Annotated in this window: 12 protein-coding genes; 5 read left to right on the plus strand and 7 right to left on the minus strand. The window is 67.1% G+C overall.

Going from position 1 to position 12,671, the window contains the following annotated elements:
* Positions 1–69: 69 nt before the first annotated feature.
* The 4 genes from BLA15945_RS04850 to BLA15945_RS04865 all read right to left on the minus strand — a co-directional run bounded on the left by BLA15945_RS04850 (position 70) and on the right by BLA15945_RS04865 (position 2,879).
* A complete protein-coding gene (locus tag BLA15945_RS04850) occupies positions 70–372 on the minus strand; it encodes an H-NS histone family protein (protein ID WP_174991645.1) in 303 nt (100 codons plus the stop codon).
* A 103-nt stretch (positions 373–475) separates the two neighbouring features.
* Complete coding sequence (locus BLA15945_RS04855) at positions 476–748, minus strand: hypothetical protein (RefSeq protein WP_063805267.1); 273 nt, start codon at positions 746–748, stop codon at positions 476–478.
* A gap of 61 nt (positions 749–809) precedes the next feature.
* Positions 810–1,337, minus strand: coding sequence for a BON domain-containing protein (locus BLA15945_RS04860; protein ID WP_059240875.1), 528 nt, complete (start codon positions 1,335–1,337; stop codon positions 810–812).
* Positions 1,338–1,391: 54 nt separating this feature from the next.
* Complete coding sequence (locus BLA15945_RS04865) at positions 1,392–2,879, minus strand: sigma-54 interaction domain-containing protein (protein WP_174991646.1); 1,488 nt, start codon at positions 2,877–2,879, stop codon at positions 1,392–1,394.
* Positions 2,880–3,195: 316 nt separating this feature from the next.
* Between BLA15945_RS04865 and BLA15945_RS04870 the strand changes: the two genes are divergently transcribed.
* Positions 3,196–4,599, plus strand: a complete 1,404-nt coding sequence (locus BLA15945_RS04870; RefSeq protein WP_059238535.1) for a GntP family permease — start codon at positions 3,196–3,198, stop codon at positions 4,597–4,599.
* 47 nt (positions 4,600–4,646) lie between these two features.
* Here BLA15945_RS04870 and BLA15945_RS04875 read toward each other — a convergent pair whose 3' ends face one another.
* Positions 4,647–4,940, minus strand: coding sequence for a hypothetical protein (locus tag BLA15945_RS04875; protein WP_174991647.1), 294 nt, complete (start codon positions 4,938–4,940; stop codon positions 4,647–4,649).
* On the opposite strand from BLA15945_RS04875, the gene BLA15945_RS04880 reads away from it, so the two are divergent.
* Complete coding sequence (locus BLA15945_RS04880; protein WP_174991648.1) at positions 4,939–5,190, plus strand: DUF4148 domain-containing protein; 252 nt, start codon at positions 4,939–4,941, stop codon at positions 5,188–5,190. The genes BLA15945_RS04875 and BLA15945_RS04880 overlap by 2 nt on opposite strands.
* A gap of 39 nt (positions 5,191–5,229) precedes the next feature.
* Here BLA15945_RS04880 and BLA15945_RS04885 read toward each other — a convergent pair whose 3' ends face one another.
* Together BLA15945_RS04885 and BLA15945_RS04890 are read right to left on the minus strand one after the other, a co-directional pair.
* Positions 5,230–6,816, minus strand: coding sequence for a thioredoxin family protein (locus BLA15945_RS04885; RefSeq protein WP_174991649.1), 1,587 nt, complete (start codon positions 6,814–6,816; stop codon positions 5,230–5,232).
* Positions 6,817–7,077: 261 nt separating this feature from the next.
* Positions 7,078–7,578 (minus strand): GNAT family N-acetyltransferase, encoded by a 501-nt coding sequence (locus BLA15945_RS04890; protein WP_174991650.1) that lies wholly within the window; start codon positions 7,576–7,578, stop codon positions 7,078–7,080.
* A 566-nt stretch (positions 7,579–8,144) separates the two neighbouring features.
* Here BLA15945_RS04890 and BLA15945_RS04895 point away from each other — a divergent pair.
* The 3 genes from BLA15945_RS04895 to BLA15945_RS04905 all read left to right on the plus strand — a co-directional run bounded on the left by BLA15945_RS04895 (position 8,145) and on the right by BLA15945_RS04905 (position 12,186).
* Positions 8,145–10,490, plus strand: a complete 2,346-nt coding sequence (locus BLA15945_RS04895) for a phosphocholine-specific phospholipase C (RefSeq protein WP_174991651.1) — start codon at positions 8,145–8,147, stop codon at positions 10,488–10,490.
* Positions 10,491–10,766: 276 nt separating this feature from the next.
* The gene (locus BLA15945_RS04900) at positions 10,767–11,036 is read left to right on the plus strand and encodes a hypothetical protein (protein WP_012493620.1); all 270 of its coding nucleotides are present in this window, start codon (positions 10,767–10,769) and stop codon (positions 11,034–11,036) included.
* Between the two features lie 154 nt (positions 11,037–11,190).
* Positions 11,191–12,186, plus strand: coding sequence for a DedA family protein/thiosulfate sulfurtransferase GlpE (locus BLA15945_RS04905; RefSeq protein ID WP_174991652.1), 996 nt, complete (start codon positions 11,191–11,193; stop codon positions 12,184–12,186).
* Positions 12,187–12,671 lie beyond the last annotated feature (485 nt).

A 12,671-nucleotide genomic window follows, 5' to 3' on the forward strand; every position in this document is an offset into this window, starting at 1 on the left:
AAACGGTGCGACGGCCGCATGGCCATTCGCACCGTCGGTCAACTCGCGAAAGGTGAGGATTTTCGGGAGTCAGTCCTTGATCAGGAAACGTGCGCGGTTCTTGCCGAGCCAGGTCGGCGATCTTCCGCGGCCACTCCACGTTTCGCCCGTCTTCGGGTTCAGGTATTTCGGCGGCAGCGTCCGCTTGGGCTTCGCGGCGGCAGCGGCATTCGCTCCCACCGGACGAAAACCGAGCTCTTCCGGCGTAATGTCGTATTCCTCGATTTTCGCGCGGATATCCGCAATCGCGTCGGCAATCGCCTTTTCACGTTCCTTGTCGATCTTTTGCTGAAGCCTTTCGAGCTGCGCGGTCAGTTGCCTGTAGGTCGCCATATGGATGGGACTCCGTGAATGTTATTCGTGAAAAACAGGTGACTTCATGCAAACAGAAAAGCACTTCGCCCGATCGTGGTCTCCTCAGCCGGTCATTTCGGGATCAATAACCGCTCTTCTTCTTGCATGCGAAGAGAAGATTTCGCACGGCGTCATCAGTCGATTGCTGAATCACTTCGAAATCCCCGTTGCACATGGCCCGGGCATTGTCCGTGCAATTGCTCCAGTCGCTGCCGGTGCATTGCACCTGGGTGGTCGGACGGCCGTCCGACGTGAAGAGCGGGGCACTGCCACCGCACCCGCCGAGCCCCGCAACCAGAACCAGCATTGCGGCCGCCCGAGGCCACCGACAGACCGACGCAAGCATGTGTTTCATTGTTCTTCCCGTCAACCATTTTTTGAATGTCGCGAGTATGCCATGCGCGGCCCTCCGGCTGTCAGTCCGGCTTGCGGTCGGGTTGCCCACGCGCCTTGTACGGCAAGCGCTTGCGCGGATCGTCGGTGATGCGAACGAACACCTGCTCGACGTCCGGAAGCGCCTCGAATTCGCGTTGCAGCGCCTGACGATCGAACGCTGCATCCGCGCATCCTTCGACGTAGATGAAACGTCGCTGCACGGTGATCCACAGGCTCGTGCCGCGCAGATGATCGGAGCCGGCGAAGTGGGCCTTCGCCGCATCGGCGATCGACGCGTCATACATATACGAGTTCGGCTTCGTGCAGCGATGGGCGAGCCAGCAGGTCGTGCCGCGTTCGGCGCGGTAATGCGCGTCGTCCGTCATCTCGGCGCGCGTCATCCATGGGCCAAGCGGAAGCGGGCATTCGGCCACGTCCCGCGACAGCGCGACGAACGGATCGTTGTACCAGTTGCGCCGCGCCTCGGGCGCGTCGGCGTCGCCGGCCTGCGCAAACGCGGACGTCGCCAGCAACATGGTCAGCCACCCTGCGATGCCGATCCGCTTCATCGTGATCTCCTGTTCGATGCTTGACGTCACGCCGCATCGGCATCGCCGGCCGGTCTACCGGTCGATGCCCAGCGCAGCCAGTTTCTTGTACAGCGTCGCGCGGCCGATCCCGATGCGCGCGGCCGCTTCGACGACCTTCCCGTCGCAGGCCGCCAGCGCGTCGGTCAGGAACTGGCGTTCCCATGCCGCCAATGCATCGGCATACGAAGCGGCCGGTGCGCCGGATTCACCGGCCATATCGCCCGCGCGCCGCCCGGCCGGCGCCGCGGCAACCTGCTGCACCGGTGACGCGCCATCCGTCGATACGCGCACCGGTCCGAGGAACGGCGCGAGCGCGCGCGCATCGATGACCGAACGGTCCGACAGCATCAGCGCGCGTTCGAGCGTATTGCGCAACTCGCGCACGTTGCCGGGCCACGGATACGCACACAGCATCCGCAGCGCATCGTCGGTCAGCTCGCAATGCGCGGCGCGGCCGTGCTGCGCGGCCAGCTCCTCGAGCGTCGCGTAGACGAGCGCCGCGATGTCGGATGCGCGCTCGCGCAGCGGCGGCGCATGGATCGTCAGCACGTTCAGCCGGTAATAGAGATCCGCGCGAAAACGCCCGGCCGCCACGAGCGCCGGCAGGTCGGCCGACGTCGCGGCGATGATCCGGACGTCCGCGCGCACGATCCGGTTCGAGCCGACCGGCTCGAACTCCTTGTCCTGCAGCACGCGCAGCAGCTTGCCCTGCAACGGCAGCGGCATATCGCCGATCTCGTCGAGAAACAACGTGCCGCGATCGGCCAGCTCGAACTTGCCGACGCGCCCCTTGCGATCGGCGCCCGTGTAGGCGCCGGGCGCCGCGCCGAAGAATTCGGTTTCGAGCAGCGTGTCGGGAATCGCGGCGACGTTGACGGTCACGAGCGGCTGGAGCGCCCGCGCCGACGCCGCATGGATCGCGTGTGCGAGCAGTTCCTTGCCGGTGCCCGTCTCGCCGAGCAGCAGCACCGGCGAATCGACCTGTGCGGCACGACGGGCCTGGCGCTTGGTTTCGAGGCTCGCGGCACTCGTGCCGACGAAGCTCGCGAACGTATATTTCGCGCGGCGGGCCTGCGCGAGGGAGCGCTGCGTCGCGATCAGCTGCTGCTGCAACTGCGCGTAGCGGGAAAAGATCGGCGTGAGCGTCTTCAACTGGTCGAACAGCGCGAAGCCGATCGCGCCGACCGTCTCGCCCGCCTCGTTCTTCAGCGGCAAGCGCGTGACAACGAGCGGCTCGCGGCCCGTCTCCATGATGTCGAGCAGGATCGGCTGCCCGGTCGACACGACCTCGCGCATCAGGCTGTTCGGGATCACGGTCTCGCAGTCGAGGCCGACGGCCTGTTGCGGATCGGCGAAACCGAAACGCGCCGCATATCGCTCGTTCATCCACACGACGCGCGCATCGCGATCGACGACCACCGTGCCCGCGCTCGAATCCTCGAAGGTCCGGAACAGCGACTCGGCGGCGCGCCGCAGCACGTCGCCGTAGTTGACGGGCAGGCGGGCCCAGTCGTTCATCATCGTGTCTTCGTCTCCGTGTATTTTCGGCCGGATGTCTCCGGAACGAGACGGATTATCTCATTATGGAGACGCGCCGCAATGCGTTGTCCGGGCAAGCCCTGCACGATTTCATGGGCTGGCCGGATGGCCATATCGTCTCCAGACGGAGACGATTTATGTAGAATCGTCAGACATAGGCCGGCGCGGGCCCGCCAGCCTCCGGCGGACCCATGTCCGGCGGCGCATTCCGGCCGATGGCACGAAACCTGCACGAACCTGAGCCGGTCCGCGGCGCATCGCGCGATCGAACAACAACCAAAGCCATTAGGAGACTCCCTTGTCTTTCGTGATCGTCCTCGCCGCGCTGGCGTTCCTGATGTTCGCCGCCTATCGCGGCTACAGCGTGATCCTGTTCGCGCCGATCGCCGCGCTCGGCGCGGTGCTCCTGACCGAACCCGCCGCCGTCGCCCCGGTCTTCTCCGGCATCTTCATGGAGAAAATGGTCGGCTTCGTCAAACTGTATTTCCCGGTCTTCATGCTCGGCGCCGTGTTCGGCAAGGTGATCGAACTGTCCGGCTTCTCCGAGTCGATCGTCCATGCGGCCATCCGCTACATCGGCCGCTCGCGCGCGAATGCGGTGATCGTCGCGGTGTGCGCACTGCTCACCTATGGCGGCGTATCGCTGTTCGTCGTGGTGTTCGCGGTCTACCCGTTCGCGGCCGAACTCTATCGCCAGAGCAACATCCCGAAACGGCTGATGCCCGGCGCGATCGCACTCGGCGCGTTCTCGTTCACGATGGATTCGCTGCCGGGCACCCCGCAGATCCAGAACATCATCCCGACCACGTTCTTCAAGACGACCGCCTGGGCCGCGCCCGCGCTCGGCACGATCGGCTCGCTGTTCATCATCGTCGTCGGCCTCACGTATCTCGAATGGCGTCGCCGTTCGGCCATGGCAAAGGGTGAAGGCTACGGCACGTCGCTCGTCAACGAGCCGGAACGCGTCGAGGCGACGTCGCTGCCGAATCCCGCGCTGGCGATCCTGCCGCTGATCCTCGTCGGCGTGTCGAACTTCGCGTTCACGAAGCTGATCCCGCAGTGGTACGGCGCCGCGTCGTACACGGTCGCGCCGGACGTGCTGCCGGGCGTGCATGCGCCGGTCACGGCGTCGATCAAGACCGTCGTCGCGATCTGGTCGGTCGAAGCCGCGCTGCTGCTCGGTATCGTGCTGGTCGTGCTGACCGCGTTCAAGCGCGTCAGCGACCGCTTCGCGGCCGGCTCGAAGGCCGCCGTCGCCGGTGCGCTGCTCGCGGCGATGAACACCGCGTCGGAATACGGCTTCGGCGGCGTGATTGCCGCACTGCCGGGCTTCCTCGTCGTCAGCGATGCGCTGAAGAGCATCCCGAACCCGCTCGTCAACGCGGCCGTGTCGGTCAGCTCGCTCGCCGGCATCACGGGCTCCGCGTCCGGCGGCATGAGCATCGCGCTCGCCGCGATGTCGGACCTGTTCATCAAGGGCGCGCAAGCGGCCAACATCCCGATGGACGTGCTGCACCGGGTCGTCGCGATGGCCAGCGGCGGCATGGACACGCTGCCGCACAACGGCGCGGTCATCACGCTGCTCGCGGTCACGGGCCTCACGCACCGCGAGTCGTATCGCGACATCTTCGCGGTCACCGTCATCAAGACGCTCGCGGTGTTCTTCGTGATCGCCGTGTACTACGCGACGGGGCTCGTGTAAGTGCCTGTGTGAGGCGGCGTCCTGCACGCCGCCTCGCGACCTGTCCTTCAGGATCGGACCGCATGCGAACCGGAACGGATTCCGGCCTTCGCATCCGGTCCGATTTCTTTTGTCCGCTCGCCGGGCCCGGTCGAAACCAGGCCGCCGCGGGCCTGCGCAGCACCGCCGGGCCGCCATTCGGCATCGCCGCCGCCCGCCCATTGTTGCCCGCAACAAAACACAGCGTTGGGCGCGATCGCATTTTTCACGCGCCCGCCTCGGCCTACACTGGTTTCAACGTCGCACGGCGCTTCGGCGAACGAAGTGCAGCGATTTACCGGAATCGTGGAGGTCCCGATCATGAAGCGCCTGATCCAAGCCGTTGCCATTGCCCTCGCCGTCTCGGCCCCGCTCGCCGCGCAAGCCCAGTCGAACCCGCCGCTCACGCGCGCGCAGGTCCACGCCGAAGTCAAGGCACTCAAGCAGGCCGGCTTCCAGTCGAGCGACTGGTTCTATCCGGCCAGCATCGTTTCCGCCGAAGCGAAGATCGCCCGCCAGCACGATGCCGGCTACGGCAACGATCGCGGCACGTCGTCGGAGTCGGGCCGGTAATCGATCGTCCGGCCCGCTCGACGATGCCTGCTTGCGTCGTCAGGCCTTCACGGGCTGGATCAGCTTCGTGCACGCCGCTGCCTGCGGATCGCCCGCGGGCAGTTTTCCGCATACGCCGTCGAACTGCTTCACGACCGACCTGACCGACGCATCGTGCGCGCCGCCGGCGCGCCAGCGGTTCAGCTGCGTGACGACCTTGGTCAGCGCGCGCAGGTTCGCGCCGTAAAACGCGTCCCGTGTCTTGTCGGCCTGGGCGAGCACACTGGCGGCGATCCCTTCGATGCGCGCCGAATCGTCCGGCGCCAGCTGGACCGCATTCGCAAAGTAAGTCGCGCCCCAGCGCAGCTTCGTCGCCGGCCCGCTCGCCGCGTCGTAGGCCTTGCGGTACCAGTCGAGCGCCGCGGCCTTGTCGCCGCGCGCCTTCGCATTCGCGGCCAACCCGGACATGAAGTAGTACGGCGTGGACGAACGCGGCAACTCGGCCTTCAGCAACGCATCCGACGCGTCGTACAGCCCCGCGTCGGTCAGCGTGTCCGCGCCTTCGCTGACGAGCGCCTGCCGCTCGTACGCATTTGCCGCGCCCTGTACCGATGCGGCGATCTGCTTGCGTGCGGTATCGGCCAACGCGGGCGGCGCGCCCTTGCCCGCGTCGCCGCGCGCGAGCAGCACGCGGCCATGCAACGCCATCAACCGGTCGATCGACGACAGCGTGGTGTCGGCCGACAGGCGCGCGAGCGCCGTGTCGTACGCGCCGCGGAGCTTCGCGCGCTGCGCGTCGTCACCCCCGAGATAGGCAACCACCCGCGCAGGCGCCGTGACCAGCACATCCGAATCGGCCCGCGACAGCACCGGATCGTGCAGCACCGTGCGCAGCGATTCGGCGAGCGCCGCCTTGTCCAGCGCACCGGCCTGAGCCGGATCGTCCGATGCGGCGACCACCGCCGATTTCAGCGCGAAGCGTGCCGCTTCGGCCTTCGCGCCGGCCGCCCGCGCGCGTTGCGCGAGCGACTGCAGCGTCTCCGCGACACGATCGGCCGGCACCGGCAACGCGCCGTCGGTATCCCACGAATAGTCGGCCAGCAGGCGCCACTCGTCCGGCGTCAGCGACGCGCCGTTCTTCAGCGCGGTCGCGAGCGTCTGCCGCACCGGATGCGCGGCCGTCATCCCGAGCGACAGCGCCTGCATGTAGCGGTCGAGATCTGCTTCGCCCGGCAGCCGCGTCACTTCGGTGCCGTCGGGGCGGAACAGGATCATCGTCGGATAGCCGTGCACCTTGAAGCGCTCGCCGAGCTTCTGCGCGCTTTCGGTATCGCCGTCGAGATACACGGGCACGAAGAACGACGAGCGCGTCTTGAATGCCTGCTGGCTGAAGATCGTCGACTTCACCTGGTTGCACGACGGGCACCACACCGCGCCCCAGTACAGCAGCAGCGGTTTTCCCGTGCGCTTCGCGAGCGCGAATGCGGCATCGACGTCACCGTGTTGCCACGCGATGCCGGGCGGCAGATGCGCGCCATCGGACGCGGCGCTCGCCACCGGCGCGCCCGCAGGCGTAGCAGCGGCAAACGCCGCACCCGCGGCGGCGAACAGGCAGGCGGCAGTCAGATTCCGGAGAACGGTTTTCATGGAAGCGGGTTCCGTTGAAAGGGACGGTTGCGGGACAGCAAGGCGAGCCAAAACACGGGCCGTGAAGCGATGACGATGAAGCCAGCCGACGTGCAACGCCGCGCATGCATCGAGTCGGAAAAGCGAGCACCGGCCGAAGCGGCCGGCAAATCGTTCAACGATACGACGGGTACAGCCGGGGGAAAACGAACGAATTCTCGAATGAATATGACGCGCGGCATCGCGGCCGCGCGTGCCGACGCCCGGGCGGCGGCCGGCCCTTCACTGCCGGCCCTTGATCCGTGCCATGTGATACACGGACGCATGCACGCCGTCGCGCAATGCATAGCCCGGCGATTCGCCTTCGATCCGGAAACCGTGCTTTTCGTAGAGCGCGATCGCCGCGCGGTTGTCGGCAAACACGGTCAGTTCGAGGCGCGTGACGTTCAGCCAGTTCTCCGCGAGATCGATCGCGGCCGCGAGCAGCCGGCTGCCGATGCCGTGCCCGTGACGGGCCGCATCGACCATCATGCCGAGCCCTGCCGCATGGCGCCGGCGCGGATTCGGCTCGGGATGCAGGCCGAGATGGCCGACCACCGTGCCGTCGATTTCGGCGACGAGGCTCACACCGTGCTCATGCACGTTTTCGATCCGCTTCTGCCATTTCCCGAGCGACGGAAACGGATGCTGCAGCGTATTCATGTACACCGCGGGATGTGCGGCGATCTGCCGGATCGCGTCGACGTCGTGCGTCTCGCTGTGCCGGATCTTGATGTCGGTCATGGGTAGGCCGGTTCCGAAAAGTCGCGCCAGCGGCGCGGGCTGCAACACGTATGCAGCAACGTGTCGAGCTTATCCGATTTCACGCATTTGAAACACGGGCGTCACGCAGCTTCCTGGGTCGTTGCCTTTACAACGACAGGCGACCACGCGCACGGGCCACGAGTCGGAAATATCTGACCGGTCCCGCGCGAGGGAATCGGTAATTCCTAGCCTTTTCTGCCGACATAGTTGCGCACGCAACGTCACACGCGCGACATGCGGTGTCATGCCTTCATCACGTCGACGTCATGTCGCCTCCCTAGACTGGGCGCCACCCAGCCCGGCATGCGCCGGACCGGTGTGTGCCGCCGCCCTGTCCCGCGCATCACGAGCGCGCGGCACGCAGGATCGCGTCGACGGCCGCTGCCTCTGCGCGACACCCCGTGCCGGACGCGATGCGCGCATCTCCGCCGCGTGCGGCCGGCGCACCCGAACCCACACGCATCGCGATTCGTCCCGGGGGGACGACGCATGGGCGCCTCCACACGAAGTCACGAACGCTCCCACCATCACAGGATCCGAACGCCATGACGTCACGCCGCAAATTCCTTCAGCAGACCGCCACTTCCGGCCTCGCCGCCGCCGCGCTGTCCGCGTTCCCGCCGAGCATCCGCCGCGCGCTCGCCATTCCCGCGTTCCACGAAACGGGGACCATCAAGGACGTCAAGCACGTCGTGCTGCTGATGATGGAGAACCGCGCGTTCGACAGCTACTTCGGCACGTTCAAGGGCGTGCGCGGCTACGGCGACCGCTTCGCGGTGCCGTCGCCGAACGGCCGCGACGTGTTCTACCAGTCATACACGAAGGCGACGCCCGCCACGACCGTGACGCCGTATCACCTCGACGCGAGCCAGGGCAACGCGCAGCGCGCGGGCGGCACGCCGCACACGTGGGCCGATGCGCAGGCCGCGTGGGACCACGGCCGGATGAACCGCTGGCCCGACGCGAAGACGCCGCTGTCGATGGGCTACTACGACGCCGCGGAAGTACCGTTCCAGCGCGCGCTCGCCGATGCATTCACGCTGTGCGACCACTACCACTGCGGGATGCACACGGGCACGATCGCGAACCGCCTGTTCTACTGGAGCGGCACCAACGGCCCGAACGGCATCAGCCCGGCCGACGGCAGCCGCGTGAAGATCGCCGCGCTGAACAACCAGTTCAACGGCGGCAACGACATCGGCCCGTCGAGCCAGGGCTGGACCTGGACGACCTATGCCGACCGGCTGCAGCAGGCCGGCGTGAACTGGAAGGTCTACCAGAGCCTGATCGACAACTTCGGCTGCAACGAGATGATGAGCTTCCGCCACTGGCGCGCGGCGATCGAGCAGATGCCGGCCGCGCGCCGGCCCGCGTACGTCGCGTCGACGGACATCACGCAGCCGGTGACGGCCGCCGGCGCGTTCTACGACCCGGCGATCGACGATCCGCTGAGCCCGCTCGCGAAAGGGTTCGGCAACACGATGCCGTACGGCTTTCTCGAATCGTTCCGCGACGACATCCGCAACGGCACGCTGCCGGAAGTGTCGTGGATCATCCCGCCGTCCGTGTACAGCGAACACCCGGGGCCGTCGAGCCCCGCGCAGGGCGGCTGGTACGTGCAGGCCGTGCTCGACGCGCTGACGGCGAACCCGGAGGTGTGGAGCAAGACCGTGCTGCTGGTCAACTACGACGAGAACGACGGCTTCTTCGACCACATGCCGTCGCCGGCCGTACCGTCGCGCAACGCCGACGGCACGCTCGCGGGCGGCCATACGCTGCGCGACGCCGACGTCGCCGCCGAATACCACGACTTCACGCCGGCCACGTCGAGCCAGCCGGCCAGCGACGGCCGCCCGTACGGCCCGGGCCCGCGCGTGCCGATGTGGGTCGTGTCGCCGTGGAGCCGCGGCGGCTGGGTCAACTCGCAGGTGTTCGACCATACGTCGACGCTGCTCTTCCTCGAGAAGCGCTTCGGCGTCGCCGAGCCGCAGATCAGCGCGTACCGCCGCGCGGTGTGCGGCGACCTGACGAGCGCGTTCAACTTCCGCTCGCCGAACAACGAGCCGCTGCCGACGCTCGCGGGCCATACGACGAAAAGCCAGGTCGACGCGCTGAGCGCCGCGCAGCAGGCCGCGCCGAAGATCGTGCCGCCGACCGCGCCCGCGCTGCCCGCGCAAACCACCGGCGTGCGCCCGTCGCGCGCGCTGCCGTACGAGCTGCATGCGAGCGCGCGTACCGACGCCGACACCGGCACGGTCACGCTGAAGTTCGCGAACACCGGCCGCGCGGCGGCCGTGTTTCACGTCTATGACAAGCTGCACCTCGACCGGCTGCCGCAGCGCTACGTCGTCGAGCCGGGCAAGACGCTGCACGGCAACTGGGCCGCGCGCGCCGACAATGGCGGTAAATATGACCTGTGGGTGCTCGGCCCGAACGGCTATCACCGCCGCTTCACCGGGGACCTGGGCCGCCTCGCCGACACGCGCGCGCCGCGCCCGGAAGTGCGCGTCGGCTATGCGGGCGCCAGCGGCAACCTCCATCTGCGGCTGCGCAACGAAGGCGGCGGCACGGTGCGCTTCACGGTGAAGTCGAACCAGGTCTACGGGCCGCTGTCCGGCCGCGGCGGCAACGACGGCCACGGTCATGGCCATGGCAACGAGGACGGCAACAGCCAGGGGCGCGGTCACGGCACCGGTACCACGTGGACCGTCACGGTGCACGCCGGCGACCAGTCCGAACTGCACTGGAAGCTCGACTCGACCGGCCACTGGTACGACTTCATCGTGACCGCCGACAGCGACGCGAGCTTCTCGCGCCGTGTGGCCGGCCGCGTCGAAACGGGACGCCATTCGGTCAGCGATCCGGCGATGGGGCTCGCCGACCGCTTCTGACGCCACGCTCGGCGACACGCATCGCACCGCGTGTCGCCGCCCGCGCCGGCGCGACCGCGAACGCCGGTCCCGCGCCGGCCGCGGCCGGTGCCCGATCTGGCTGAAACGCCCGCCCGGCATGGCTCAAACATCAGAAGGATCGGTGGTGCAACCCTCATTTCACCGCACGAAAATGCTCCGTGTTGCGGCCCGTTCGCGTTAAACTGCGTCAAGCCGTATTCAACAAAGACATCTTTGCCGCCAAGGCATCCACGACACGATACGAGGATAGGTTCGATGCGCACTACCGGCTCATCCGGGGCAATGACCCTGCTCACCGAACACGACCCGGCCGACGGCCGTGAATTGCGCTCGCTCCGGCTCGAAGCAACGGGCGATGGCAAGAGCGTGCTGCTGATCGAGATCGACGAACGCAAGCCCGGCATTCACCGCGAGGTTCGCTACGAGATCACGCCAGCCGAACTGATCGCCGCGATCCGCTCGCATGGCGCCGAGCTGCCCGGCGAAAACCACGGTGCCGCGTCGCTCGCCCGTACCCCGTCCTGATTCCGAACGGTGAGCCGCGCGCAATGCGCAGGCTCACCGACATCCCCCTGCCGCCGTCAGGCGCTTTCCGTCATTCCCGCCGTTGTCTTGAAAAAGGCCGATAATCGGCCCATCTGCATTTCCTGCCCACGCCATTCCTTTTCGGCCAGCCGTCATGCTCCTACGTGACCTCGTCGCCCAGTACGGGCCGCTTCTCGTGTTCGTCAACGTGCTCGCGGCGGCCATCGGCCTGCCGGTGCCCGCGATGCCGACGCTCGTGCTGTTCGGCGCGATGTCCGCGATGCATCCGGCGATGATCGGGTCGCAGCTCGTGACGGTGGTCGCGCTGTCGGTGCTCGGCGCACTGATCGGCGATACCGTCTGGTACCTCGCCGGTCGGCGCTTCGGCGGCACGACGCTGAAGACCATCTGCCGACTGTCGCTGTCGCGTGACAGCTGCGTGAAAAAGACCGAACGCTTCTTCGGCCGCTACGGCGTGCGCGTGCTCGCCGTCGCGCGCTTCATTCCCGGGCTGTCGCTCGTGTCGGTGCCGATGGCCGGCGCGTTCGGCACGCGCTATCGCACGTTCGTCGGCTACGATGCGCTCGGCGCCGCGCTGTGGACGATCGTCGGGCTGGTGGTCGGGGTGATGTTCTATCGCCAGATCGACTGGCTGTTCGCCGGCGCGGGCCAGCTCGGCCGTGTGGCGCTGCTGGCGGCCGTCGCGGTGCTGGCGGTGTACGCGGCGATCCGCTGGATGCGCCGCCGCGCGCTGATCCGCCAGCTCGCGAGCGCGCGGATCGGCGTCGACGAGCTCGACGCGATGCTGCGCGATACGTCCGCGCCGGTGGTCCTCGACGTGCGCTCGCCCGAGCACCGCAAGCTCGACCCGTTCACGATTCCCGGCGCGCAGTTCGCGGACGAACGCCAGATCGGCGACATCGTCGCGCGCTATCCGATCACGCAGAAGTTCGTCGTGTATTGCTCGTGCCCGAACGAGTTCACGGCCGCGCTGATGGCGAAGCGCCTGCTCGACGCAGGCTTCACCGATGCGCTCGCGCTGCGCGGCGGCCTCGACGCATGGCGCGATACGGGCCGCCAGCTCACGTCGCTCGTGGAAGAGATGCCCGCCGCGAACGATCCGGTCGCAGGGTTGCACAAGCCGGCCTGAGCACGGGTTATACGGTAGCTGTTTCAAACGCTCATGGTAACGACCCCGTTGTAAAGAGCCGTACTGCAGTGTGGTAACTCAACGCCACGCAACGATCTGCCGCGACACGAGCGCCTCTCCAAGTCAGCAAACACCGTCCGTATCGCCGCCTAAATCCCGTTTGACGGCCCGGCAAAGCGTCGATTTCGACACGCCATCCGTTGCCCGGAACACCCTCCTGAGAATTCGATCGATGCCCGCGTAGGTATCGACGATTGCCTGATCAAGCCCCAACGACATTCAACTGCTCGCGCTTTCAGCTCGTCGCCTCGCTAGTGCGCCCGGATGCGTCTCCTGTGGATCTGCAAGACCACCGACGGCCACCCGTTCAATGCTCGGTATAGCTGAGCCGGAGATCGACCAACCAGTTCGCCAACCTCAGGGTCTCCTTGCACGATATCGCCGCGGAATCCCTTGCGAGGGAAACATCCCGCGAAAATGGTTAT

Source organism: Burkholderia arboris, assembly GCF_902499125.1.
Taxonomy (GTDB): domain Bacteria; phylum Pseudomonadota; class Gammaproteobacteria; order Burkholderiales; family Burkholderiaceae; genus Burkholderia; species Burkholderia arboris.

Excerpts from the sequence above, each read along its gene's own strand:
- BLA15945_RS04850 (WP_174991645.1), bottom strand. The coding sequence starts at position 372 with ATGGCGACCTACAGGCAACTGACCGCGCAGCTCGAAAGGCTTCAGCAA.
- BLA15945_RS04855 (WP_063805267.1), bottom strand. The coding sequence starts at position 748 with ATGAAACACATGCTTGCGTCGGTCTGTCGGTGGCCTCGGGCGGCCGCA.
- BLA15945_RS04860 (WP_059240875.1), bottom strand. The coding sequence starts at position 1,337 with ATGAAGCGGATCGGCATCGCAGGGTGGCTGACCATGTTGCTGGCGACG.
- BLA15945_RS04865 (WP_174991646.1), bottom strand. The coding sequence starts at position 2,879 with ATGATGAACGACTGGGCCCGCCTGCCCGTCAACTACGGCGACGTGCTG.
- BLA15945_RS04880 (WP_174991648.1), top strand. The coding sequence starts at position 4,939 with ATGAAGCGCCTGATCCAAGCCGTTGCCATTGCCCTCGCCGTCTCGGCC.
- BLA15945_RS04875 (WP_174991647.1), bottom strand. The coding sequence starts at position 4,940 with ATGATCGGGACCTCCACGATTCCGGTAAATCGCTGCACTTCGTTCGCC.
- BLA15945_RS04885 (WP_174991649.1), bottom strand. The coding sequence starts at position 6,816 with ATGAAAACCGTTCTCCGGAATCTGACTGCCGCCTGCCTGTTCGCCGCC.
- BLA15945_RS04890 (WP_174991650.1), bottom strand. The coding sequence starts at position 7,578 with ATGACCGACATCAAGATCCGGCACAGCGAGACGCACGACGTCGACGCG.
- BLA15945_RS04895 (WP_174991651.1), top strand. The coding sequence starts at position 8,145 with ATGACGTCACGCCGCAAATTCCTTCAGCAGACCGCCACTTCCGGCCTC.
- BLA15945_RS04900 (WP_012493620.1), top strand. The coding sequence starts at position 10,767 with ATGCGCACTACCGGCTCATCCGGGGCAATGACCCTGCTCACCGAACAC.
- BLA15945_RS04905 (WP_174991652.1), top strand. The coding sequence starts at position 11,191 with ATGCTCCTACGTGACCTCGTCGCCCAGTACGGGCCGCTTCTCGTGTTC.